This is a genomic window from Croceicoccus estronivorus (assembly GCF_001625325.1).
GTDB classification, from domain to species: domain Bacteria; phylum Pseudomonadota; class Alphaproteobacteria; order Sphingomonadales; family Sphingomonadaceae; genus Caenibius; species Caenibius estronivorus.
This window is the reverse complement of sequence record NZ_JRQQ01000007.1, coordinates 256,641-281,254: the sequence shown is the minus strand read 5'-3', so window position 1 is coordinate 281,254 and position 24,614 is coordinate 256,641. Positions and strand designations below refer to the sequence as shown.

The following is a 24,614-nucleotide window of genomic DNA, read 5'->3' as shown; positions in this document are numbered from 1 at the left end:
GTAAATAACACGATGCCGGAAAAAATTAGCGGCATATGTGATCCCTATGAAGTCTGGAGAGGAAGCTATGAGTTTCGATCTGCTCATTACCAATGCCCGCATTTGCGACGGCTCCGGAGGGCCTTCGTTCACCGGTTCGGTTGGCGTTCGCAACGGCCAGATCGTCGCTGTAGGCGATATAGCCGGAGAAGCCACTGAAACAATCGACGCAGAGGGCCTGATCCTTTCCCCTGGCTTCATCGATCCACACACCCATTATGATGCGCAGTTGGTCTGGGACGGCCTTGCCCAGCCTGCTCTCGAACATGGCGTGACGACAATCGTGCCTGGCAACTGTTCGCTCAGTCTCGCTCCGGTGCGGGCCGACCACCGCGAACTGCTGGGCGCGACCTTCCGCAAGATCGAAGAAATGCCGCAGAATGCCTTCGACGCCGGTCTGACCTGGGACTGGGAGACGTTCGGCGAATATATCGCGGCGATCCGGGGCCAACTGGGTATCAACATCGCCCCATTGGTCGGTCACAGCCTTATCCGCCTCTGGGTGATGGGAGAAGACGCCCGCAAGCGTCCAGCCACCGATGCAGAAATTGCCGAGATGCAGGAAGTACTGGCGGAATGTCTGAGCGAAGGCGCCATCGGCATGAGCGGTTCTTGGGTGGACATCGATCATGAAAACATGCCGGTCCCGGCCCGATTGGCGGAACCACGCGAACTCGACGCGCTCTGCGCGACGCTTGGCGAACATGGCGCGATCATGCAGATCGTTCCCGAATTCTGGGACCCCGATCTGCTTTGCGCGCGGATCGACATTATGGCCGATCTTTCCCGCAAGCATAACCTGACCATCACGTTCTCGCCACTGTTTGACAGCAACTCTTCGCCCGATCTGGTCGATATCGCACATGAACGTATCCGCCTGCAGACGGCATTCGGCGCGCGGGTGGTTCCCCAGATGCAAACCCGGCCGATTGACCTGTCGTTCGATCTGACAGCACCGATGTCGACGTTTGCAACGCTGCCGACATGGTGGGCGACGACGCTTCTTCCCCATGAAGAAAAGCTCGCTAAACTGCGCGATCCCGAACACCGGGAAAAGCTCCGCGCCGAAATCAACAATTTCATGATGCCCATCGGCCTCGATCTCGATTTTGCCGACGCTTTCGTGAAGCGCCCGGGCAAGGCCAGCGAAGGTCTGGTCGGCCGCCGCCTTGGGGATCTCGCGAAAGAGCGGGGCTGTCACCTGGCAGACGTAATAATCGATATCGCTCTGGATGACGATCTTCAGACCTCTTTCGGTCTGGAAGCTCTTGGGCATAGCCGGTCTGACAAGATCGGCCATTTCCTTGCCGATCCGTTGATCGGGATCGGCGCAGGCGATGGTGGCGCCCATGTCACCAATTTCTCCACTTACGGCGACACCGGATACCTGTTCAGCAAGTACGTGCGGGAACTGGGTGCGATATCTATCGAGCAGGCGGTCCATAAACTGACGCAGGACGTGGCGCGGATCTGGGGCATCAAGGATCGTGGATTGGTGAAGCCGGGATACGCGGCAGATCTGGTTCTGTTCGACCCGGCAACGATCGACCGCGGCCCGGAAATTGCCGTGCATGACCTTCCGGCCCCCGGATATCGCTTCATTCGTCATGCCCAAGGGGTGCGCGACGTGTTCGTCAACGGTCGCCGGGCCTACAACGCGGACAAGGGCTACACCGATACACGCACCGGCGCCGTCGTGCCGGAAGCGGCCTGAAACACGAGAAGAGAGCCAAACCATGCTGAACGACGTCACGATCCCGCCACGGCGGGCCTTCACCCAGCCACAGGCGGGGGACAACTGGGAAACTCTTGCCAAGCGTCTGTTTCCGGAAGAACCTTTGCAGGAAGCGGTGCAGAAGCTGCAGAGCTGGAACCTGTTCCTCGCCTTCCGACCGGGCGGCGGCGGGATGACCCCCTCCGACATCGTGTTTACCGAAGCACCGCGTGCAGCCTGACCGCGAGGAAATGACGGCAACGATAGAATCCATTGGCTTCGCTGCCACTCACGATGGGGAATTCGCTCTGGCAGTGGTTCTCCGCTTCCCGAACGGCGGCACGTCACAGGTGCAGATCCTGAACGAACATCTCGCACCGGTAATGGCCAAAGCCAATGTCTCCACGGCGAACGAGTTGGTCGGCATGCCGTGGTGCGTGCTCAACATATAGCACCCCAATACAGGCATCTGGCCGGCCCGGTTTCGACGGGCTGGCCAGATGCCCATGCATCTTCCACCCCGTCGTCATATGCGTTTGGCAGAACGGTGAGCTGCTGATTTTGGTAGAATTCATACTTCAGACGAACAGTTGCGCGGTCCGATCAAGAAACCAATACGTTGCCCAACTACCGATGGCGTATGGCGCGATGCGGACTACAAAAGCCGGAGCAGGTGCAAAGCCTTTCCAGGTACCGGCTGCGCGAACAGCCAACGCAGCAATTGCCATCACGAAAACCACAAACAGGATCTGCCCCAATTCGACGCCCAGATTGAACAGCGCAAGGGCCAGAACGGACTGGCCAGGCGGGAGGCCGATTTCACCCAAGGCCCCTGCAAACGCAAAACCGTGAATCAAGCCAAACCCGATCGCCGCCAGAATGGGCCAGCGGATCGTCAGGCTACTCGAACCGCGCCGCGCGCGCAGCACCTCGGCGGCAACGAAAGCGATGCTGAGCGCTACCAGAGCCTCGATCAAAAGCGACCATGGACTGATCAGGCCGAGCGCGGTTGCGAGCAGGGTTACACTATGGGCCAGAGTGAACCCTGTCACGGCCACCGCCAGCCGGGAGGTAAACCCAATCAGCAAAATCAACGCCAGGACAAACGAGAGGTGGTCGACCCCTTCCAGAATGTGTTCGATACCAAGCCCAAGATATGCCGAGGCTGCAGATGCCCTGCTTTTTTCAGAAGTAAGTGTAAGCGGGGGATCGCCCGGACGCAGGATTGTGTGGAACATCCGCCCATCCCCATAGTCAATGCGGACGAAAACGTCAGTGATGCTGCCGTCCAGCCCCTCGATTGCAATGCGTTGGTTCTCCAAAACCCCGATCGTGCATTCTGGATGGGACCACTGTTGTTGGCGATATGTGTTAAACAATCGCTCGGCCTGCGGGGGGCCGTCGGTCCAGCCTCCTGAAAGGTGTGGTACAAGGCGAACGGTCTGTTGCCCCATCATGGGCTGCTTCCAGGTCAGATGACAGATCGATTTCGTATCACGCACAATGTCCAGAAGAGCGGGACGTATCTCGTGCGCCGCCGCTGTTCCGTAGCTGCAAACCCAAAGGAAAATGACAAGCAAAGCCTTCATGGCATTGCGACACTGGATCGATCCGTCCGCACGACATCAAAGCCCTCCAGGAGTTTTGCCAGCGTTCTTTCCCGGACTTGTGCCTGCTCCTCATCCAACCAGTCGGCACGTATGCTTGCCCTGACATCCTCGAAACGCGGCGTATGAGAGGGCCGTCGATCGTCAACGAACACCACATGCCAGCCATAGCCTGAACGAAACGGACCGGACCATTTGGCAAGCGGAGCCGCCGCAATCTCGGCTGCAAAGTCTCCCAGCCCGAATGCGCGTTCAATCTGTCCGTCATCCAGGAGAGCAAACTGCCGTCCCTCGACGAAGGGATCATCAGCAATGGTCGAAATGGGGGCACCACGTCGTAGCCGGGCCAGTGCAGTCCTGGCCCGATCAAGCGCACCAGCCTCACCGCCATTGTCCGGACTGAAGTAGAGCTGCCTGAATGCGGTGCGGGCGGGCGTCGCATAGCGATCCGAACGCGCCCGGAAATAGGCGGCCAGCGTTTCATCGGACGGATTGCGGGCGGCTTCTCCCTCCGCCAGGAAACGTACTTTCTGAATGACCCGTCGACGGACCACCTCATCTTCTGCCCCGAGGCCCAGTTCGATCCCCCGGCGATAAAGCGCCTCGTCCGCAACATAGTCATTGACCAGTTGTTCCATGCGCTCTTTTCCGGGCCGCACCCCGAATTGCTGTTCGTATCGCGCTGAGAGGCTGGCAAGCACTCCTTGCGTCACTTCAATACGCCTTGGGTCGGTCGCGCGGGCATGTACCGCGGCGAGGCCATAAAGCATCATACCCAGCAGCAAAAAATGCAGCAGGGGCTCTCTCAACACGGCCCGCGCGGATATCACGATCCGGCTCCCGCCATCCTTCCCGGAAGATACCATATGGGCGATGACCAGGCCCGTTCCTGCAATGTTGCGGGCGTTCCTTGGGGAATGGGCAGGCCTTCCCGCACAGCAAGAATTGTGGTCCAGCGGGGCGTGGGAATTTCAACCACGCGGAGATAGTAAACCGCCGGCTGTGACGGGTCGAAGGTCGGATCTTCCCATCCTGCCGTCAATTGGACCGCCCCGATACTGTTGGTGTAGGTGGCAGTTTCGAGATCCACCGTACTGCCAACCGATGGCGCCTTACCCGTCGCAGAATTCACCTTGCGACCACCAGACAGCGCGACATCGAAAACCCGTTCACGCGGTGTTTCTCCATCAAGCCAGACCTTCACGATCTGCGCACGATCAAGATTGGCACCATTCGGATCCTTGAGAGCCCACACGAGGAAGCGCAGCCCATGCCGCCCCTGTCCCGCCACCTGCATGTCGCCACCCATCGGCGTGCCTTTGGCATAAGCCTGATGGACCCACCCGGGCTTCCCCGGCTGAATAGCGTCATAATCCCAACCTGCGAAGAAGCGGACCTTCAACCTCGTTCCAGAGGTTGCAAACGTTTCCTTGCGCCGCATGGCATCGAAAATGGACTGGCGTGTGTTGGTCTCCGCCCACACACCGGTCAATCCCGGCGAACCTGTTGCGAACAAAGGCAAAGTCCGTTGCGGATCGTTCATTATTCCGAGGCTTTTCTTCGCCTGTTCCCGATCTATGCGCGCGGCAGGAACGGTCGTGCTGCCACCATAAGACTGTTCGTTGGAACTGCTCAACCCGCCATGCAGATCACTCCCTCCGGCCATCCCGAACTTGTAGGGATTGAAGCCCGTTCGGCGTTCCAGCACGAGCCCCCGGCCATAAGCGTCACGAACATAACTGCCCGGCAATTTGCTTGGTTTCTCTTCCGGTCCGAACAATTTGTCGAAAATCTCGAAAGACGCGAATTCATCATTCGGCGACAGCAGCGGATGGGTTTCGGACTGCCCCTTGTTCTGGACGATTTCACTGAGCGGTTCGTTGAGCAACCGCCGTTTCGCATAGGCTTCGTCAATTGGCCGGTGATTGCTGTCGAGCCAATCATACATCAGCCCGTTACTGGCATTGGCATTGTGCGGAATTGCCAGCGATTCTACCCCATTTGCCCGGTTCGCCTCAAGATAGGTCCACAAGTCTTCCGGCCTTGGAGAATCCTGAGAGCTAAACGGAAATGGTGCCTGATCACCGCGAAAGATCACATTGCGATGAAGGTTCTGATTACCGGGAGTGGAACTCCATTCGTAGCCGATGAACGTCGTAAACCGGCCTGGGTCGTTATACCGATTGGCAGCCTCGACACTCTTCTGCCAGGCCGAGATGCTTGCGCTGCGCACCCCACGGGCGGGCGAACTGGAAAGTTCCGTCATCAATGCAAACGGATTTCCTCCGTCTGCCAGCCTGCGCCGCACTGATTGCCCATATTCAGTGCTGGAAAATTCGCTTTCCGGATCGCCGATGGCAACTCCCAGACCCATCTGTTCCGCGTGGTCTGTGACGGAAATGAAATCCAGCGGCACATCCCGCCGGATGGGCCGGCCCATCATGTTGATTTCATCGCCACGAGCGAAGCGGTAAGCGTCGTCAAGGCCAACCCGGGCACCCATGATATAGGCATCGAACGACAGAGCCGTATGCAGGTGCAATTCCCCGAAATAAGCATTTCGGTCCGGGTTTTCCGCCAAGACCGGAGCAACGCTCGCCTGGGGGACACTTTCAGCCGGACTGTCACCGCACGCCGCCAGAACCGATAGCAACAATGGCGTGGCACATAAGACCGCCCCTCTGGGGAATGGATGAAACATCGCCAACATCTCCTGTTGTTGTCCCGGCCTGATTCCAGAAAACAGGTTTACGCCCGCTCCCCGCACACGGCATTGCACCACCCTGTTCCCGCTGACCCGGGATCGGGACAAGCGAGAACAGGGTCGGCAGGACAGTCGTCAAAAGGTTACTTTGGCATCCACGCCATAGGTACGCGGCTGTTTGAAAGAGGCCGCAGCCCAGCCTAGCGAACCAAAATCGATGCCGAAATCGATGTTCTTGTCATTGGTCAGGTTGTTACCCCAGACACCGACTTCCAGACGCCCGCTTCCGATCTCGATATCGGACAATGAAATCCGCGCTCGCAGGTTATGGTCGGGTCTTGACCGAATATTGCGATTAAACGGGGCTGCGCGATCGAGATTGTGAAAGTAGACTGTACTGCGATAGGAATAATCTGCTCGCGTGGTCAAAGTCATGGAGCCCACTGGCATTTCATACTGCGCACCGACATGGGCATTGAACTTCGGAGCCTGTGGCAGCCGCACTTCGTCCGCGATGTTGATAATCTCGTCAGTTGCCGGATCGCGATAATCGTAATTCTTGAAATTATCGTGAGTGTAGCCAAGCGATCCGTCGAAAGTCAGACCGTCGACGGGAATGGCGGTCACTTCCGCTTCGATCCCCTTCAGCGTGGCAGAGGCCGCATTCACCACAATGGTGGTGACGCCACCCGTGCTTGGCGCGAACTGGCTGATCTGGAGATCCTTGTAGTCAGTATAGAATGCGGCCAGATTGATACGCAGCCTGTGATCGAAAAATTCCGACTTGAGACCGACTTCGAAGGCCTTGACCTTTTCAGGTCTGAAGGATGGTGCCAGCGCCCCCGATCCTGCGACGAACCCGCCCGAACGATAGCCGGACGATGCACGCAGATAAACCATCACATCATCATCGAGATTGTAATTGGCCGACGCCATCCAGGATACGTTGTTGTAAGATACTTTGCCCGAGCTTGCTGACGTCGGCGTAACCCCTTGAACCAGGCTCTTCTTGTCGTGCGTATAGCGGAGCCCTCCGGTCAGTTCGAGCCGATCGGTGGCGCGCCACGTAACCTGACCAAATGCGGCCATGGATTCCGCTCTCGCCTGGAAAGGCCGGCGTGGAGTGAGATTCAAGCCGACAGTATCCAAACCCGGATTTTGCGCTGCGATGGTGTCAGCCGTTTTCTGATCGTAGCCGTAGAGGGTCAGGTAAGGCACCGGAATAGGCAGCGTGATGAGCTGGAACAGGTTCTCTCCTGCCTTTTCCTTGAAGTAGTAAACGCCGGCAACGTAGGAGATATCTCCCATGTCACCAAGTGCCTGGAATTCCTGGCTGAACTGCCACTGATCCTGATCGGCATTGTTGCCGTTGTAGAGGGCGACCGGCTGCACCGAAACGAGCGTGGGTGATGAGAAGTCGATGACTTTGCCAAGTAGATTGCCTTGGCCATCGAGCCCCAGGATCGTATCTTGCTTGAATTCCCGATAGGCACTGATCGACTTGAGCGTGAACGCATCCGAAGCCCTGTATTCGAGAGTCAACGAGTGGCCGAAAATCCGGGCCTTGCTGCGGTAGCGTAGATTGCCCGACGTATCGACGAAGCCATTCTCATAGCCTGTCCCCAAGCGGGTTGGACTGATAATGAATGGATCGCCGCCAAGTGCCTCTGATTGACTGAAATAAGCCTGATTCAATGGTGTTGCGGCAATCATCTGGAAATAGCCGGAATTGCTCCGGCGATCATTGTAATCAAACGCATAGTTTGCCGTCAGATCGCCGAAGTCGCCTTGCACATTGATCATCAGTGCATCGCCATTCAACGAACCAGGATCCCGTGAGTCGGGCTGTAGCAGATTGTCGACATAGCCATCACGTTGCCGATGCATGCCGGCAATCGACGCCTTGATATTCGAACCGCCGATATAACCGGTGTCGACACGAGCCTTTACCGACCAATCGTTGTAGCGACCGTATCCAGCCTTGACCTGGACACCCATTTCATTCTGCGGCTTGCGCGAAACGAGCTGCACCGCACCACCCACGGTATTACGGCCGAACAAAGTGCCCTGGGGGCCGCGCAACACCTCGATCCGTTCGAGATCCACCAGATCGAACAAGGCCCCGGCTGCACGCGCCACATAGACGCCATCGATGTAGATCCCGACGCCCTGTTCCGCCGCCGCGCTGGGCAATTGGTTACCGATTCCGCGAATGAACACCGACGCCGCAGTTGGGCTGCCCGGTTGAGCCATGATGCTCAGGTTCGGGGTGAACTGAGGCACTGACGTCACATCGACTATATTCTGTGAATCGAGAAAACTGCCACTTAGTGCGGTAACCGCGACGGGAACGCTTTGCATGGATTCCGCAGTGCGCCGGGCAGTAACGATAATTTCCCCCAGCCCGGAGCCAGACTTTTCAGTGCTCTGAGCAGTACTTTCCTGCGCAAATGCGGATTGCGGCAGGTACATTGCCATCGCCGCAAGCGATACCGACCCGCACCACGCCATCATTCTGGCTTTCATACTCTCTCTCCCTGTTGACGTGCGCCCGACGCGACCTGGTGCAGGCGCCTTCTTTTATTCCAGCCTCATTCGGCCGAATTTGATATTTCAGCTACATCCAGTTGAAACGATTGTAGATTCCGCGCCGCCGGGCAGCGACCTGCTCTGCTCTTTGCTGAGCATCCATGCGTTTCACATTCTTGGGAAGGTGATCGAACAACGCATCCTGACGCACCAAATTACATTCAATTTCGGGTGATGTGTCCGAGAAGATCCAGCGCCGCCCCATCATTCCTTCCGTGAAGCCAGCCGTATCCAGCCAGTTCGGAATACCGGGATCTTCGTGTGCGATAACCACGATGAGTTCCCCATCGTCTTCCAAAGCCGCATGGTGCATGTTGGTACCGGTCAGGCGGTAACGGTAATCGTTGGTTTCCCACCAGGGATTGTTGAATTCGATGTTCCAGAACTGGCATTCCGGTGGCCGCGTACGGAGCACAAGTGCCATGCCTTCAGGCACTTGCCAGACACCGCAGGATGGCTCTCCGCCGGGTGTGGCGTTAAGCTTATCACCGGTCAGACTGCGCCAGCTTACAAACTGGTTCGGCGTACGCCGAAACAGATCCATGGTGTCCTGCCAGAATGTTATCGTATTTTCGATCCATTGCCCGGTAGCCTCAAGCGACTCCATGATCCTCTCGGCGGTCATCAATGGTGGCGAAGCAGGAGGCCCAATACGCTCGATCCTGGCGCGCATCGGGCGCTCATTTTCCCAGTCGGCAAAGAATTGACGAATAGTCACACGGAAATCGGCAGGCGTCAGTTTGAGCCAGTTCTCCGGATGTGGCGTCGCACTGAAGATCACTTCAAAGTCGCCATCGGGGCCCACTTCCAGATCCTGCGCGAACAGCCCCGCACCCATGCCGCCACCCCACGGCGATGAGCCCCGTTCAACCGTGGTCAGAGAAATGTATTTTGCTGTCCCCCGGTTGCCGTAGAGACGATAGGTCTGGCTCGCATCGACCGGAACGCCCAGATAAAGCGCATCCTGATTGTCCCCGCCCTGCTTGCGGTCGTAACCCATGTAACGGAACAGCTCCGGATTCATCGGGTCATCGTCATGAACATTGAATGCCAACCCCAGGGCAATGTTGTTCATGATATGCAACAGGCCCATGGCACGAGCAGCAGGTTGGTGAGCCGTGCTTCTCGAAAAGGCCGTTTCCGCCGCCCGGCGAATGCTCCCTAACACACCGTCGAAACGTTTCAGGAAATCGGCATCGGAATATCCCGGTTCCGATGCGAGCGCGGAGCCAGTCAGTCCAACGGGCAGTAATCCGCTGAGCACTCCGCCAGCAGCCAACGAACTGCCCAATGCCTGCCTGCGCGATAGCATCATGCCAGCTTCCAGTATGTCCATGTCTCTCCCCCTCCCCATCTTTTGCGGCGGTACGGCGAGAACAGCAGCCCAGCAGCACCCCTCAGGATTCGGTACACATCAAGGTGAGAGAAAATTTACTGAATAACAAGTAGAAAAATTTTAGCAGGGGAAATCCTCGAAAATTAGCGAAAAAATTGAGATTTCATATTGCAGCATTGATGCTTCTTTTTGACTTATGAGTAAGTGTGGATTGACGGAATCAAGCGAACCTGCGAATTTGGTCCAACGCGATTTTGCAACAATGGGAATGAGTGCGGTGTCGTCTGGACGGAAGCTGACCAAAGGCGAAGCCACTCGGCGCGCCATCCTGATTGCTGCGGAACAACGGTTTGCCGAATTCGGCTATGATGCGGCTCGTCTGGAGATGATCGCAGAGGACGTCGGCATCCGCCAGGCAGGAATCTTCTATTACTTCCCAAGCAAGCTGGAGCTGTTTCAGGAACTGACCGGCAGAATCCATACGGACCTGCTCGCTTTCACGCAGAGCCGTCTTTCGGGGGCAACCGACCCTTGGGAACGTTTGATGCTACTGACTGAAGCCTGGCTCGATTTCATGGTCGCCCGCCCCAGCGCGGCCAGGATCATCCTGCGCAGCTGCGCCAACGCCTCTTCAAACGACCTTTACCCTGAAACTTATTCCTCCGATGTCCTCAGCCTTCTGCGAGGCATTATTCGTGAGGGGATCTCTTCAGGCCGCTTTACCAACGTCGATTCCATGTACCTCGTCAATTTGCTGAGCGGCAGCATTCTTCACTATGTATGCAATGCCGAACAACTGGCAGATGAACATGCGTATCGACCGGAAGATCCCGTGGAAGTGGGAACTTTCAAATCCATACTTCGCAAGACTGCCAGAGCAGTTCTGGAAATAGAGGGCCGCTAGGCACCACTCCACAGCTAAGACACCCCCGGCCGATGCCCCATCCACGGCCAGGGGATTGCCCCCATGGGCTTAACGCGTTCCGATCGGAGCAAGCGTCACATCGACCTTGTCAATCTTGCCGCCGAACTGTTGCGATCCTACCCCTTCGTCCACCGGAGTATCGGCATCGAAACCGACATCAAATGTATCGGTCATTTCAGGAAGTTTGGAAATCGTGCGTGGCAGACGGCCTCTACCAATCTCTTTCCCGTCCGCCCGGATAATCATCATCCCACCCGCATTAAAGCCACTGTCTTTCTGGAACTCAAATTCGAGTTCATGGCTCCCTTTCCCAATGGTGGATGCAGCCGCCACAGTGGAACGGTCTCTCGAAAGCTGGCTCGCCCGCAACAACACGGTCGGACGTCCTTGGTCGAGATGGAAGCTCCAACCGCCAAACTTACTTCCGAATGCGACGATGGCGCCACTGGTCACATCATCGGGGACGTCAATGTTCGCCCGTATCACAAATGAGCGACCGTTGATCTTGGGCGCACTGGCGTCCGGAATACTTACACCGCTACCCCAGAACACATAGTGGTCGCGTTGCCGCCCAAAGTTGGCCGCCTCGGCAAATCTGGAGATATCGAGCCGGTCATCAAGCGGATAGACTTGGTTCGCCTTCGCTTCACGATCGAACGCAGCCTTCAGTTCCGCGAGCTTCTGTGGCTGCTCATGCGCAAGATCATGTGCCTGAGCGGGATCTTTTTTGAGATCATAAAGCTCCCACGGATAAGTATCCGGATGACCTACGCTGGCGGCAACCGTTTTCCATGGTGATCGCGCCGGTGTGGTCCCCGCCCACCAGCCATCCTTGTAGATAGCACGGTTCCCCATCATCTCGAAATACTGGGTTTCGTGTCGCCCATCAGCTTTGCCGTTCTCGAAGGTATAGAACAGACTCGTCCCATCAATCGGCTGTTGAACCACACCATTCACAGACGATGGGGCCTCGATGCCTGCCGCCTCCAACAATGTCGGCATGATATCCGTGACATGCGCGAATTGCTTACGCTCACCCCGCCCCTTGATATGTTCCGGCCAGGAAATCACCATACCATTGCGCACACCACCCAGGTGCGACGCATACTGTTTCACATAAGGGTTGGGTGCGGCCATTGCCCAGGCCCAGGCATCCGCAATATTGCCTACCGTATTCGGTCCGCCAAAATCATCCAACGCGGCCGTCATGTCCGCCAAGGTCTCTTTCGTGCCATTGGCGAAGTTCGACATGGGATTCATGCTGCCGAAGGGCCCACCTTCTGCTGCTGGCCCATTATCCCCTTCGATGAAGACAATCAGTGTATTGTCCAACTCGCCCATGCGCTCCAATTCGTCCATCAGGCGTCCGAACTGTGCATCCTGATAGGCCAGCATACCGGCATAGACTTCCATCATTCGCGCGGTGACACGCTGCTGATCCGCCGTCAGACTATCCCATGCGGGCAAGCCTTCGGGACGGGGCGTGACCTGCGCATCGGCCGGTAAAATCCCCATTGCCTTTTGCCGGGTAACAGTCTGGGCGCGTACTGCGTCCCACCCGTTATCGAACTGGCCTTTGAATCGCGCTATCCAGTCGGCTGGCGCTTGCAGGGGCGCATGGGTCGAACCCGTCGCGTAGTAGATAAAGAAAGGCTTGTCCGGTGCGGCAGCCTGTTGCGCATGTATCCAGCCGATCGCATCGTCGGCAAGCGCCTTGTCCAGTACGCCTTCCTTCAGCGTGGGGGTTGGCGTGATCCCCCGATAGAGCGCGGGCGTATACTGATTGGTTTCCGCGGCCATGAAGCCATAGAAATAATCAAAGCCCAGGCCCACCGGCCAAAGATCGAATGGGCCAGCAGGCGAGACATGGCTTTCGGGCGCATTGTGATGTTTTCCGAACATCGCAGTATTGTATCCGTAGGTGCGGAGCACCTCTGCCACTGTCGCAGCACTCTTCGGCAGAAGGTTGTCATAGCCCGGGAATCCCGTCGCCAGATTGGCAACGATGCCATTGCCCACAGCATGATGGTTACGCCCCGTCAGAAGCGATGCCCTGGTCGGCGAACACATTGCCGTCGTGTGGAAGCGGGAATACACCAGACCATGAGAGGCGAGCCGATCGAGATTGGGGGTCGGGACCGCACCGCCAAATGTTCCTGCCGCGCCAAACCCCACGTCATCGGTGAGTACAAGCAGGATATTGGGTGCACCTGCCGGTGCCGTCCGTTGGGAGGGAAAGGCGCTTTCAGAATCCCGATATGTCTTCCCGATCTTTCCCGCGAACGGCTCTTCCTGCAACGGAATTGCCGGACCGGTAGGTTGGACACCAGTTCCCGCCGCAGCCGATCCAACGCCAGCCCCCGTTACCGCTACGCCGCAGACAAAGGCCCGAAACATACGTTTTTTCAGGAACATCCCCTCCAATCCTCTCTCACATTCTGTTTTCAATTTTGACGGTTCGCCTGCAATTTCACGGATGCCGGGACAATATTTGCGGGTTATTCCATCGTTGGCTATTGGCCCTTTACCTGCCTATCGTACGGAACTGGATCGTACAATATACTTTGTCTCAATTCCTGCTCCGCTAACAGCGTGTCTCGGGGAAACAGGCTAAAACTCACTCTGCCTTTGTACTGTCGAGATGCTATCGGGGCGCGAAGCTTCCTCAGCCACTCTTTCCCGATTACTGAACAGGAAACCGGGTTGGAAAGACTCGATCTCGATGCCAATCCCCGGATACCGCACGGTGTGAGCAGCCCGAAGGCCGAATACGATGATGTTTGCGCAGCCAGTATGGAACATCCCCTCGGCAAGGGGCTTGCTTAGCTAGAATGATCAAATCCCCAACACACAGGCGGCGGGATACTCGCGCCCAGATATTGGACACGGCCGGAGAAGTCTTTCTTCGAGAGGGGTTCGCGCGCACCAGCATCGATATGATTGCCAGCACCGCGCATCTGAGCAAGCAAAGCATTTACGAACATTTCCCCAACAAGTTGGCATTGTTCGAGGCAGCCGTGCGCAGAACGCTGGAGGAAGCCGACAAGAACTTTTCGTCGGTGCAGACGTCCGAAAACGTCAGAGATACGCTGATCGCCTTCGGCCACCGCTTGTTCGAACGCTATACCCACCCGGCCAGCTTTGGCCTGTTTCGAGCTAACATTGTCGCCGCCAGCCAATTTCCCGAACTGGCAGCCGAACTCCACGAGTACCGTCTGTCCCTGGCCGGAAATCTTGCCAGCTATCTCGACAGGCTTATCCACGAAGGCAAACTGGCCCCAGTCGACCCCGCTATCATCTCCACTCGTTTCGGAGCGCTAACGGTAGAAGGCAGCCGATATTTCCTGGGTGCTCCATTACCGTCGACTGAGGAACGCAAGACTCTGGTCGAGGCCGCCACGGATCTGTTTCTTCATGGTTATCAGAGACACAGCCAGGACGCGGCTTCCGCTCGCCTGTCTCTGCTGGAGATGGCGGCGAAGCCCGTTCCCGAAGGCAGGGTTGCCCTGCGTCTTGCCAAAGAGAAGTGGGACGCGCTGCTCACTGCGGCAATGAACGAATTCCTCGAACACGGCTACGTAAGCGCGAATATGGAACGGATCGCCAAGACGGTCAGGTCCAGCAAGGCGACAATATATCGCCAGTTCGGCAACAAGGAGGGACTGTTCCGTTACATTGTGGAACAGCAGATCTTTGCATCGAGCCGCGCCACTTTTGAGCAGCCGTGCAAATCCGATCCGCTGAGTGAAATTGCACATCTGGCTCAGGACGTACTCGAATGGCACCTTGAACCGCACAGTATCAAGCTGCAGCGCCTGCTGGTTCAGGAGGCCGAAATGACGCCCGATCTCGCTCAGCGCTTCTTCGATATGCGCGTTGCCGCAGTGTCCCGGTCACTGAACCGGATACTGGCACGCCATGACCTCCCCCTGCCCGATATATTCGCGGCACGGGCATTTTATTGCCTCGCAACTCATGCCGTCAGATTCCTCACGCTCAATGCCTTTCCCGACGCTGGATTACGCGAAGAGCGCTCACGCGAATGTGCATTGATCTTTCTTGACGGGATAGCACGGCAATAAACTGTATCCACTCAACATTGCCTCCTTGTCAAAAGCCAAGATTGAAATCCGATTGTATTTCCGAAATGCATTCGATATTCTCCGCTCATGAATACGAACGTGCAGCGGCTCAGCAAGAAGAAGTCCGTGGGCCGCCCCCGCAGGGTGTCGCTCAACGAGATTATCGATGCCGCAGCGGCGCTCGGCCTCGACAGCCTCAGCATGAGCGCGGTGGCCGATCGCCTTGGTATCGGCGTGGCCACGCTCTATACCTATGTCGAAAGCGTCGATGACTTGAAGCGGCTTGTTGCCGTGAACCAGGCATGGCGTCCGTCGATCCAGGAACATGGGCAGCACTGGTCCAAAATTGTCGAGGCCCATATCCGCGCCATTTACGAAGTGTTCTCAAAGAAGCCCAAGTTGCTTGTCCATTTTGTGGAAGGGATCATGGGCGCAGAAGGGCAGATCGACGAGTTGGAAGGCTTTGCCCGATTGCTGGTTGATCGCGGCTTTGATCCGCAGTTCGCCTTTCACATCTACCGCATGGCAAGCTGCATTGCTCTTGGTGCGGCGGCAGCGGCAAATAACGAGGCAGAACTGAGCGCGCGCGGTGCATCACGCGCAGGAACGATGCGGCAGGAATACGCCGCGCAAGATCATCAGCAAAGTCCGCTTGTCGGCGAGTGGATGGAACACTTTCTGGCGAAGGCCGAAGGCGATCAACTGATAGATGAAGGTGTTTCCATGCTGTTGGAAATGATCGCCGCATCGCGAGGCGAAACTCTACCCCCAACGGGAGAGGCATAGATCACAACAATAATGTGACAACGAGAAGGAGAAGAGAGGATGCTTACCATGGAAGCGCTTCCCATGCACCGCAGGGCACCGGACATCGGGTTCCCGAGGGGCTGGTATTGTGTGGCCGAATCCGAAAAGGTCACTGCCGACGAAATGCTCCCCGTCAGTTATCTGGACGAACAGTTCATCGTCTATCGCGGGCCGGATGGCACCGCCCATGTCGCCGATGCGTTCTGCCCGCATCTGGGTGCCCATCTGGCGACACTGGACGGCTCGATCAGCGAGGGCAAGATCACCTGTCCATTCCATAAATGGTCATTCGATGGCGCGACTGGCCGCTGCGTCGATATCCCCTATACCAAGGTCATGGTTCCAGGGAGCGTAAAGCTCAAGGTTTACCCCACCCGCGAAATCGACGGAATGGTGCTCGCCTGGTACCACCCAGAAGGCGAGGAGCCCGACTTCGAGCCATGGAGCCGTGAATCTCTCGATGTCGACGCTCCATGGATTCCGCATTCCACGACTTTCCGTGAATCGACGTGTCCGTATCGCGATCTGTTTGAAAACCTGTTCGACACCGCACACGTTCAGCAATTGCATGGCTCGAACTTTCTCCCGACGATCGAGTCAATGGAACGCACCTCCTTCGGCATGCATGCGCGATTCAGTCCGCCGACCGGAGAACGCTTCCCGGTTACCGGGCTGGAAAACATGTTTACCGGGGTGTCGCTGATGACTCAGCTGGTTACCGGCGACGGTTTCGGGTTCCTTCAGTCAGTATCCGCAACACCGATCGACCATGAACGTTTCGTACAGGTCAGTCGGCTCTATGTTCGCGACATGGGCTCCCCCGAATTGAATGAAGCCTTGGGCAAGCCTTTCGCAGACAACACCGCCTTTGAGACCGACAAGGATTTCAAGGTACTCGATTTCAAGAAACACCTTGCCCGCCCTCAACTGTGCGCCGGCGATGGCCCGATCATGAAATGGCGTTCCTATCAGGAAGAGTTCTACGCCTGATCAGACACGTCAAGGATGCCAGAGGGAATGAGACAACCTCTCCCTTTGGCATCCCATCTGCCCTCTCACCCTGCTTCCACCGATGAAGGCCTTCTGCTCGAAGGACATCCCTTTTCGTTCGAAGGCAGAATAACCGCCACATTCACGCCCCGGTGACACCTCTACTCCAGCAGGCACTTTGCCTCGCCAGTATCTGCAATTACCATTCCGCTATCGAGCCCACAGCCGGGCGATCACAATTCGATAGGCAGGAACAGGTGAGAGAACTGGAAGCATTCGAGCAGATGGAAGACGTGGAACGGCTGCTGGCGGCCTTGAAACGTATCCTCCGTCAAAAAGGTATCCGACAGACCCTGATCGCCGAAAAGCTTCAGGTCAGCGAGGCAACCGTACGCCGATACCTATCGGGCAAAGGCATGACATTGCAGATCCTGGGCAAGCTCTGCCAGATCGCTGACATAAGGATCGTCGACCTGGCCGAAATGGCTCACAATGGCGAACAGGGGCTAATTCATCGACTGTCTCACACACAGGAAATCGGTGTTGCCGAAAGCGTGATGTGCGCGTTCGTCTTCTATCTGCTGCGCTACGGCTGGACCCCTGAGGAGGTAAGGGTCGAATGCGGATTGAACGAGCCGCAACTGGTCGCACATCTGGTCAAGCTGGATCGGCTCGGTCTGATCCGCCTCATGCCGAACAACAACGTCCGTATTCTGACTGTCAAATACCCTGACTGGCATCAAGGGGGACCTGTACGGCGAACCTTTGACCGCACTGCGAAGAAACTCTTTCAGACCATCGATTATAATGGCCCGAGATCGGTCTGGGAGCTGGAAACGCTCAAGCTCTCGCCAGCCTCGGTCGTGCAGCTCGATCTGCTGATGAAAGACTTTGTCGCAGCCGTGCGCGCTCTTGCCCTCGACGACCGGCGGCAAATGCGGGCGCAGATGGAGTGGCACTGCATCATAACCGCCGCTCACCCCGTAAATTTGCAGCATATGCTAGACGAATAGTCCTCACAAACAGGGTGAATTACTCAAACCGATCATGACTTGATCGGTTTTTCCGTCATCAGCTGATCGTTGCGCGAAACCGCATTGCTATCGCGCTCAAGCGATAGCACTCCACGCTCATTGGCTCCGGCCAACTCAAAACAGAGCATGTTCGACAAGACATGCCGGCCCCACTCCCGGGCTGGCAATGGATGGTCGACGCCCATTGAGGAGAGAATGAGTGAGGGGTCAGTTTCCGGACGGTGCGGCGATGGTTTTTGGTGGCAGTGGCGGCATCGGCCAAGCCGTTGCCCTTGCGCTTGCCGAAGCGGGGACAAACGTCGCCGTCACATTCCGCAGAAATGAAGAGGCAGCATCAGCAGCCGTCAAAGCTATAGAGGCCACCGGTGTGTTGGGCAGCAAGCATGCCGTAGATGTGACCGACATCGCCCAGATCGAGCGTGCCTTTCAAGAAGCAGTCAGCGCTCATGGGCGAATTCATACAGTCGTATGGGCAGCCGGACCATTGGTCACGCAAGTCCATCTTGCCGACACCAGCCTGGAGGAATGGCGCAGGGCACTTGACGTCGAAGTCAGTGGTTTCTTCGCAACAAGCAAAGTCGCCATCCCTCATTTCAGAGAGAATGGCGGCGGATCTTTCGTAACTCTCGGCTCCGCCGGTCACACACGTTGGCCGCAGAAAGACGGGCTGTCGGTCGCCCCCAAGGCAGCGATCGAATCCTTGGTCCGTGGGATTGCCGTGGAAGAAGGGGCCCACAACATCCGGGCCAATTCCGTCCTCGTCGGCGTGATCGAGGCCGGCATGTTCAAGGAACTCCTGCATCAAGGCGTTTTTGATGCAGCCTGGATCGCGGAAACCCGCAAGATGCTGCCTTTGGTCCGTTGGGGGCGACCCGAGGAAATCGCCGATGCAGTCGTGTTCTTCGCATCGCATCGCGCCTCCTACGTAACTGGCCAATCGATCAGTGTATCGGGCGGCTTCGGAATATAAAAATATAATTATTTCAATATAATAATTCATATATAAAACGGAGATGGAAAGTGTCTGGAAAGGTGAAACTTGCCTCGACGGCGATAACTACGTTGACGCTTGTCCTGGGTTTGCCATCCGTGGCCCACGCCCAGGACGCTCCCCAGCAGGATAACGGTGGGTATTCCGAAAACACCGACGGCTTCGGCACGATTGTCGTGACCGCCCGGCGACGCGAAGAAAACATTCAGGATGCTCCGCTGGCTATCACTGCATTGAGTAGCGACGCGCTGGAAAACATGAATGTTCAGTCGAGCACGGATCTCGACGCCCGCATTCCCAATCTCAGCCTGTCACCTAGCCCGGGCAATGCCTCCTCGACACTCGTCGCATACATTCGAGGCATCGGGGAATACGCGCCCAACTTCACCAACGATGCAACCGTCGGTGTTTATGTCGACGGAGTTTATCATGCCCGGATGTCGGGGAACCTTTCCGACCTCATAGATATCGAGAGGCTCGAAGTCCTGCGTGGACCGCAAGGGACTTTGTTTGGCCGCAACACGACTGGCGGTGCACTCAATATCTTGACCAGGAAGCCGCAGAACCAGGCCGGTGCCAATCTCCGGCTCGGCTATGGCAGTGACGACGAAATCACTGCCAGCGGATCTTTCGACACAGGTGATCTTGGGACCAGTGGCATCAAGGCCCGTCTGGGCATCTATCATCACCAGCGCGATGGCTTTGTCGACAACACATTGACCAAATCGAGCGATGATCCCGGTGCCGTGCGCACGACTGCGATCAACGGCGCAGTGACGGCAGAGCTGGGCGGGCTGACACTGGATTATCGGGGCGACTACAGCCGGACCCGCGCGATCAGCAATGCCTCGCAGGTCTTTATCGCATCCCAGGCGGTGCAGGATTACTTTTCAAAGTCCCCGGATTACGGCGGGGCACCGTTCGTGGTTTCGAACCGATATCTCTCGAAGCTGGCACAGGCCGGAACTCTGCCTGCATCGCGGATCACCTCTTATGGCAATGCCTTGACGGCGGAATACAGCGTCAATGACAGTGTCAGCATCAAGTCGATTACTGCCTGGCGTAATCTGTCGATCCGCGAGAACACGCAACTCGATGGCAATGGCCCCCTGCTCGGCGAAGTTCTGGGTGTCACCGGGCCGGTCATGGTCAGCCCCTATGCCGCGCTACCATCTTCCCGTCGCAAGCAAAATCAGTTCTCGCAGGAACTCCAGATTCTCGGCAAGGCCGGAGATCTCGATTATGTCGCTGGACTGTTTTACTTCAACGAACATGTCAGCGAGTTCGCGCCGTATTTCCTCACGTTTGTGATCGACGCGGACACCGCGCTCAACATTCAACCGACTACGGCCTATGGCGCCGGAGCCAAGTCTTATGCCGCGTTCGGGCAAGTGAGCTGGCGTCCTTCCTCTCTGGACGGGCGCATGGAGCTGACGCTTGGTGGCCGTTATACGCACGACAAGCGTACAATGGACCAGCAGAACAGCTCGGATGGCGTTTTGCTTCCTGCCCGTTCGCTTGAGCGGTCATTCAAGAATTTCAGCTGGACAGCATCCCTCAGTTACAAGTGGACGCCAGATGTCATGACATTTGCGCGCTTCGCCACCGGTTACAAGGCCGGGGGCTTCAATCCGCAAAGTGTCAACGACGGCTATGGGCCAATGAAGGCGACTTCCGGAGAAGTCGGTATCAAAGCCGATCTCGCCGATCGGAAAGTGCGGATCAACGCGACAGCTTTCTACACCGACTACAACGACCTGCAGGTTACGCAGTTCGTTGCCGGATCCAATGGCACCACCAACGAAACGGTGAATGCTGGCCGGGCGGTCTACAAAGGGGTCGAGCTGGAAGTGGCGGTTATCCCCCTCCCCGGTTTCCGGCTTGAAGGATCGCTTGGCTATGTCGATCCGAAATACAAGAAGTTCCTGTATCGCGATCCGGTACTGGACGAGATCCTGGATGTCGCGGACGAGGCCCGCTTTGCCTACGTTTCGAAGACCACGGCCCACCTCGCCGCACAGTACCAGGCAGATGTCGGAGTGGGCGAACTCACTCTGCGGGTCGATTACAGTTACAAGAGCGGACGCTACTGGAACGTGCTGGATCGTGACAGCCCTTACAACGCCGCGATCCGGGGCGGTGCGGACAACAATCTTGGCGCGCGCATTGCCTTGGGCAAGATTCCCTTTGCCGGTGGCGAACTGGAAGTGGCCGCATGGGGCGACAACCTGCTCAACAAGCATGTGATCGTAGGTGGCATCGATTATGGATCGCTCGGCTTCGGCGGTGTGACTTACAATCGCCCACGCAACGGCGGTGTCGAAGTCCGCGCCAGCTTTTGAGGAAACGGCCATGTTAAGAGACCTGTTTCTGCAAACTTACGCGGCAATCCCCGCGACCCTCACTCGTGAGCAGATCGAACAGACAGTGGAAGCCTATCTCGCTTCGTATGCCACGAACGACATCGCCGCACGCGCGGCATTGTTCGCCGATAATGCCGTTGCGGAGGAACCTGTCGGCACGCCCCCCATTACAGGGCGTGCCGCGCTGCGAACCTTCTGGCAGGGCAGCGTGGATGCGGGCTGGTCATGCGCCAACAAGCTGAAACGGATCATCGTCAATGGCAACGAAGCATGCATCGTCTTTCAATCGGAGCTGAGTGTCGCAGGACAGGGCTCGGTCTCCCTGGAAGTGTTTGAAACGCTGGCTTTTGACGAGAGCTGCCATATCCTGCACCTTCGGGCATTCAACGATAAAACCTGCCTGACCTGAACAAGCGAAACGGAGAGGAAAATGAGCTATTCTCACGATGAAATCGTCGAAACGGTCGAGCGCCTGATCGACGGGTTCAAGAAATCCGAGGAAATGAACAACTGGAGCTGGCTCGCCGACGAATTCTATCACAAGGATTGCGTCTATGATTGCCAGTATGGCGGCGTCATGCCTGTCGTCGCCAACGGGGTCGATGAAATTCGCGCCACTCACTATGGCCGCGATATGAGCACCGGCTGGGAAGGATGGACGTTCCCCTATGTCGGATATGCCGTGAACGGCAAAGACATCGTGACCCACTGGCTCAATCGGGGTCCGGGCCTGCGTCCGGATGGCACCCATTATGAAACCCACGGGGTTTCCTTCATCACTTACGGCGGCGACGGCAAGTTCACTCGCCAGACCGACATGTTCGACATCGGCCACCAGATGGTGCTGTGCGACGAACTGGACGCTGCCGGGCTGCTTTCCCCTCAACTGAAGCGCGAATGGGTCGAGCCGATGAAGGCACGGATCGCAGCGGCGATGGCTCCAAGGGACGGCACCGCATGAGCGACCAGTCGCATTTCTGGCAACCACCAGAGAGGCCCGAATGGCTCGCGAAGATCATCGAGGAATGCCGTTTCATGGATCCGGCTGCCATCGTCCCTCTCGATGCGGAAAATCTCATCGAGACGGCCATCAGGCAGACCGGCCTTTCCGACTTCGGAACCGATGACTGGCGGGAACCCTTCGAAATCCTGACCCGCTCGCTCGACCGCGAAGCCGAATTGCACATATTCGGCCGGATCATGACCCGCAACGAGCTGATCAACTTGTTGAAAGCGCGCCTGCAGGTCGAAGAAACCTACCGCCTCCACCCGAAGATAGAAGACGAGGTGATCGATGCGCCTGTCTTCATCACCGGGCTGGGCCGGTCGGGCACTTCCATCCTGTTCGAACTCCTTTCACAGGACAATCAATTCGGCGTTCCCAGCAGTTGGGAAGCGATGTTCCCCTGCCCTCCGCCTGAAGCAACGACTTACCGAACCGACCCGAGAGCAGAAGCAGCCCATCACCTGTTGACCCAGTGGGGACGCGCAGCGCCGCCATGGCAGGCCATGCACGAAAGCGGTGGCTGGATTCCCGCCGAGTGCGTCGCCGTCTATGAAGCGTCCTTCCGTAGCGACAACATGCCGTCAAAGGCGCCGACGGCGGAATACAGCATGTGGCTGGCCACCGCCGACATGACACCGGCACTGGAATATTACGCCCGGGTCCTGAAGCTGCTGCAATGGCGCAATCCGCGACAGCATTGGCTCCTCAAGGCTCCTTCCCATCTCGCGTACCTGCCAACCCTGTTCGAGGTGTTTCCGGATGCGCGCCTGATCGTGACACATCGCGATCCGATCAAAGCGAATGCTTCCATCACCAACATGCTCGCAACGCTGTACTGGATGCGCAGCGACAAGCCCTTCAACGTGAAGGAATTCGAAGCACTGATGACACCCGACGCAGTGGCTGCGCGACTTGAGCGGCTGATCGACTGGATGGATTCTGGCGACGTTCCCGCCTCGCAGGTTTTCGCTTCTCGCTATGCCGATCTGGTGGAAAATCCGGAGAGAGCCATCACCACGCTTTACGATCGCATGGGGCTCGCTCTCCAGGAACAGGCCGCTGCGGATATCCGATCCTATATCGCGCACAAGCCCCGCCACAAATTCGGGGTCCACAGTTACGAAGTGGGATCGGAAGCCGAGATTGCGCGCCAGCGGGATCTCTTCCGACGCTATCAGCAACGGTTCGACGTTCCTGACGAGGTTGCCGCCCATGCGGTCTGAAGATGCAATGTTACGTTTCGCCTGGTCCGATTTTTGCGATGGACTGAAGCAAGCCGGGGAAATTGCGTTCGATCCGGCCCTGCCGCAGCACCAGCTCGATCAGAGTTCTGGCCTGCGTCAGGTCGCGCGCAATATCGCCCTGGCGCTGCAATTCGAATTGGAGAATTGCGATCCCCTGCACCCGCAACTGATGCATTATTTCGATGCGGTACGTAAGCAGGGCGGCGACAATCCCGACGCCCTGTATCTTGGCGCACCGATCAACGGACTCGATCACTACCGTATTTCGGGCAGTCGCGGCACAGCCAATTACCTTGCCGTCACCGCAGTCGAAAGCGGGGGGACACCATTCGGCGGCAGCCCTGCCAGCATGCTGCAGGGGGACAATCTGGAAGTGGCATCCGATGGCACGTTCGAGATCAACATCGGACCGGAGCCATGCGGCCCCAACTGGTTGAAGACCAGCCCGGAGACATACCGGGTGACGATCCGGCAGTTTTTCGGAGATTGGGAGAGAGAGCGCCCGATGCGCGCCGCGATCGAGCGTATCGGCACAATGGCCCCGCGTTCGGTCCCAGGCGCAGACGACCTGGCCCATGGACTGGCACGATCTTCGGAGTGGCTGGCAACTTCCGTTCGCTACTGGGCGGAGATGCTCGCTCGATGGAAGCAGGAACCGGGAATCTTTCGGGCCTATAGCGAGCTTGGAACCAGCAAGATCGACGCGACCCCTGGCGGTGAACCTGTCACCGCCTATTGGACCTTGCCGCGCGACGAGGCGCTGGTGGTGCGCGTCATTCCGCCCGAAGCGCGTTATTGGTCGGTGGAACTGGGCAATGCCTGGTGGGAAAGCATGGACTACCGAGACAGGCTGTCCAGCACCAATTGCCATTATGCCCATCTGGAGCAGGACGGTGAACTGATTATCGTGATCGCCCACGAAGATCCGGGCGTGCCAAACTGGCTGGACGCATCCGGATATGCCGAAGGATATATCACGTTTCGATGGATCGGGGTGCAGACATCCCCTCGCCCGACCATGGAACGGACCCGTCTGGACGAACTGGCGTCGGCACTCGGCCCATGTACGCGCGTGGATGAGCAGGAAAGAGTCGCCCAGATCAAGGCAAGGCAGAGGGGCCTGCTCAACCGCGTGTCATGATTTCCGGGCCCCGCCTCTCAGGGCCTCCTCTGACCTGCCATA

At 57.4% G+C, this 24,614-nt stretch carries 21 protein-coding genes; 15 read left to right on the top strand and 6 right to left on the bottom strand.

Annotated elements, in window-relative coordinates; all coding sequences use genetic code 11:
- The first annotated feature begins 67 nt into the window (after positions 1 to 67).
- Genes MB02_RS12605 through MB02_RS12595 form a run of 3 tightly spaced genes read left to right on the top strand, consistent with a single transcriptional unit; the run spans position 68 to position 2,205 of the window.
- Positions 68 to 1,753 carry an N-acyl-D-amino-acid deacylase family protein gene (locus MB02_RS12605; protein WP_067537943.1) on the top strand — a complete coding sequence of 562 codons (1,686 nt, stop codon included), beginning with the start codon at positions 68 to 70 and terminating at the stop codon, positions 1,751 to 1,753.
- A gap of 22 nt (positions 1,754 to 1,775) precedes the next feature.
- Positions 1,776 to 1,994, top strand: coding sequence for a hypothetical protein (locus MB02_RS12600; protein WP_067537940.1), 219 nt, complete (start codon positions 1,776 to 1,778; stop codon positions 1,992 to 1,994).
- Positions 1,984 to 2,205, top strand: a complete 222-nt coding sequence (locus MB02_RS12595) for a hypothetical protein (RefSeq protein WP_235829506.1) — start codon at positions 1,984 to 1,986, stop codon at positions 2,203 to 2,205. The genes MB02_RS12600 and MB02_RS12595 overlap by 11 nt, the downstream gene beginning before the upstream one ends.
- Before the next feature lie 126 nt (positions 2,206 to 2,331).
- On the opposite strand, the gene MB02_RS12590 is transcribed toward MB02_RS12595, so the two are convergent.
- The 5 genes from MB02_RS12590 to MB02_RS12570 form a co-directional block, all read right to left on the bottom strand.
- Positions 2,332 to 3,255, bottom strand: a complete 924-nt coding sequence (locus MB02_RS12590; RefSeq protein WP_170304735.1) for a HupE/UreJ family protein — start codon at positions 3,253 to 3,255, stop codon at positions 2,332 to 2,334.
- 83 nt (positions 3,256 to 3,338) lie between these two features.
- Positions 3,339 to 4,190: a peptidyl-prolyl cis-trans isomerase gene (locus MB02_RS12585; protein ID WP_170304734.1), complete on the bottom strand. Its 852-nt coding sequence runs from the start codon at positions 4,188 to 4,190 to the stop codon at positions 3,339 to 3,341.
- Positions 4,187 to 6,061: a DUF3604 domain-containing protein gene (locus MB02_RS12580; RefSeq protein WP_170304733.1), complete on the bottom strand. Its 1,875-nt coding sequence runs from the start codon at positions 6,059 to 6,061 to the stop codon at positions 4,187 to 4,189. Before MB02_RS12580 ends, MB02_RS12585 begins: the two co-directional genes overlap by 4 nt.
- 138 nt (positions 6,062 to 6,199) lie before the next feature.
- Positions 6,200 to 8,590 (bottom strand): TonB-dependent receptor, encoded by a 2,391-nt coding sequence (locus MB02_RS12575; protein WP_235829505.1) that lies wholly within the window; start codon positions 8,588 to 8,590, stop codon positions 6,200 to 6,202.
- A gap of 91 nt (positions 8,591 to 8,681) precedes the next feature.
- On the bottom strand, positions 8,682 to 9,989 hold the full coding sequence (locus MB02_RS12570) for a DUF1214 domain-containing protein (protein ID WP_170304732.1): 1,308 nt from the start codon (positions 9,987 to 9,989) through the stop codon (positions 8,682 to 8,684).
- 277 nt (positions 9,990 to 10,266) lie between these two features.
- Between MB02_RS12570 and MB02_RS12565 the strand changes: the two genes are divergently transcribed.
- The gene (locus MB02_RS12565; RefSeq protein WP_170304731.1) at positions 10,267 to 10,893 is read left to right on the top strand and encodes a TetR/AcrR family transcriptional regulator; all 627 of its coding nucleotides are present in this window, start codon (positions 10,267 to 10,269) and stop codon (positions 10,891 to 10,893) included.
- Between the two features lie 69 nt (positions 10,894 to 10,962).
- Here the strand turns inward: MB02_RS12565 and MB02_RS12560 are convergent, their stop codons facing one another.
- Complete coding sequence (locus tag MB02_RS12560) at positions 10,963 to 13,329, bottom strand: arylsulfatase (protein WP_067537930.1); 2,367 nt, start codon at positions 13,327 to 13,329, stop codon at positions 10,963 to 10,965.
- Between the two features lie 288 nt (positions 13,330 to 13,617).
- Here MB02_RS12560 and MB02_RS18080 point away from each other — a divergent pair, with 288 nt between their 5' ends.
- The 11 genes from MB02_RS18080 (at position 13,618) to MB02_RS12505 (ending at position 24,572) form a co-directional block, all read left to right on the top strand.
- Positions 13,618 to 13,740 (top strand): hypothetical protein, encoded by a 123-nt coding sequence (locus MB02_RS18080; RefSeq protein ID WP_268872971.1) that lies wholly within the window; start codon positions 13,618 to 13,620, stop codon positions 13,738 to 13,740.
- A 5-nt stretch (positions 13,741 to 13,745) separates the two neighbouring features.
- Complete coding sequence (locus MB02_RS12550) at positions 13,746 to 14,996, top strand: TetR/AcrR family transcriptional regulator (protein ID WP_067537924.1); 1,251 nt, start codon at positions 13,746 to 13,748, stop codon at positions 14,994 to 14,996.
- Between the two features lie 87 nt (positions 14,997 to 15,083).
- A complete protein-coding gene (locus MB02_RS12545) occupies positions 15,084 to 15,782 on the top strand; it encodes a TetR/AcrR family transcriptional regulator (RefSeq protein WP_067537921.1) in 699 nt (232 codons plus the stop codon).
- Between the two features lie 39 nt (positions 15,783 to 15,821).
- Positions 15,822 to 16,793, top strand: coding sequence for a Rieske 2Fe-2S domain-containing protein (locus tag MB02_RS12540; protein WP_067537918.1), 972 nt, complete (start codon positions 15,822 to 15,824; stop codon positions 16,791 to 16,793).
- Positions 16,794 to 17,050: 257 nt separating this feature from the next.
- Positions 17,051 to 17,806: a helix-turn-helix domain-containing protein gene (locus tag MB02_RS12535; protein WP_067537914.1), complete on the top strand. Its 756-nt coding sequence runs from the start codon at positions 17,051 to 17,053 to the stop codon at positions 17,804 to 17,806.
- Positions 17,807 to 18,026: 220 nt separating this feature from the next.
- Positions 18,027 to 18,797: an SDR family NAD(P)-dependent oxidoreductase gene (locus MB02_RS12530; protein ID WP_235829504.1), complete on the top strand. Its 771-nt coding sequence runs from the start codon at positions 18,027 to 18,029 to the stop codon at positions 18,795 to 18,797.
- Between the two features lie 50 nt (positions 18,798 to 18,847).
- Positions 18,848 to 21,160 (top strand): TonB-dependent receptor, encoded by a 2,313-nt coding sequence (locus tag MB02_RS12525; protein ID WP_170304730.1) that lies wholly within the window; start codon positions 18,848 to 18,850, stop codon positions 21,158 to 21,160.
- A 10-nt stretch (positions 21,161 to 21,170) separates the two neighbouring features.
- The gene (locus MB02_RS12520) at positions 21,171 to 21,590 is read left to right on the top strand and encodes a nuclear transport factor 2 family protein (RefSeq protein ID WP_067537909.1); all 420 of its coding nucleotides are present in this window, start codon (positions 21,171 to 21,173) and stop codon (positions 21,588 to 21,590) included.
- A 21-nt stretch (positions 21,591 to 21,611) separates the two neighbouring features.
- A complete protein-coding gene (locus MB02_RS12515) occupies positions 21,612 to 22,142 on the top strand; it encodes a nuclear transport factor 2 family protein (RefSeq protein ID WP_067537906.1) in 531 nt (176 codons plus the stop codon).
- Positions 22,139 to 23,410 (top strand): sulfotransferase family protein, encoded by a 1,272-nt coding sequence (locus tag MB02_RS12510; protein ID WP_067538090.1) that lies wholly within the window; start codon positions 22,139 to 22,141, stop codon positions 23,408 to 23,410. The genes MB02_RS12515 and MB02_RS12510 overlap by 4 nt, the downstream gene beginning before the upstream one ends.
- Positions 23,400 to 24,572, top strand: a complete 1,173-nt coding sequence (locus tag MB02_RS12505; RefSeq protein ID WP_067537902.1) for a DUF1214 domain-containing protein — start codon at positions 23,400 to 23,402, stop codon at positions 24,570 to 24,572. Before MB02_RS12510 ends, MB02_RS12505 begins: the two co-directional genes overlap by 11 nt.
- Positions 24,573 to 24,614: the final 42 nt, after the last annotated feature.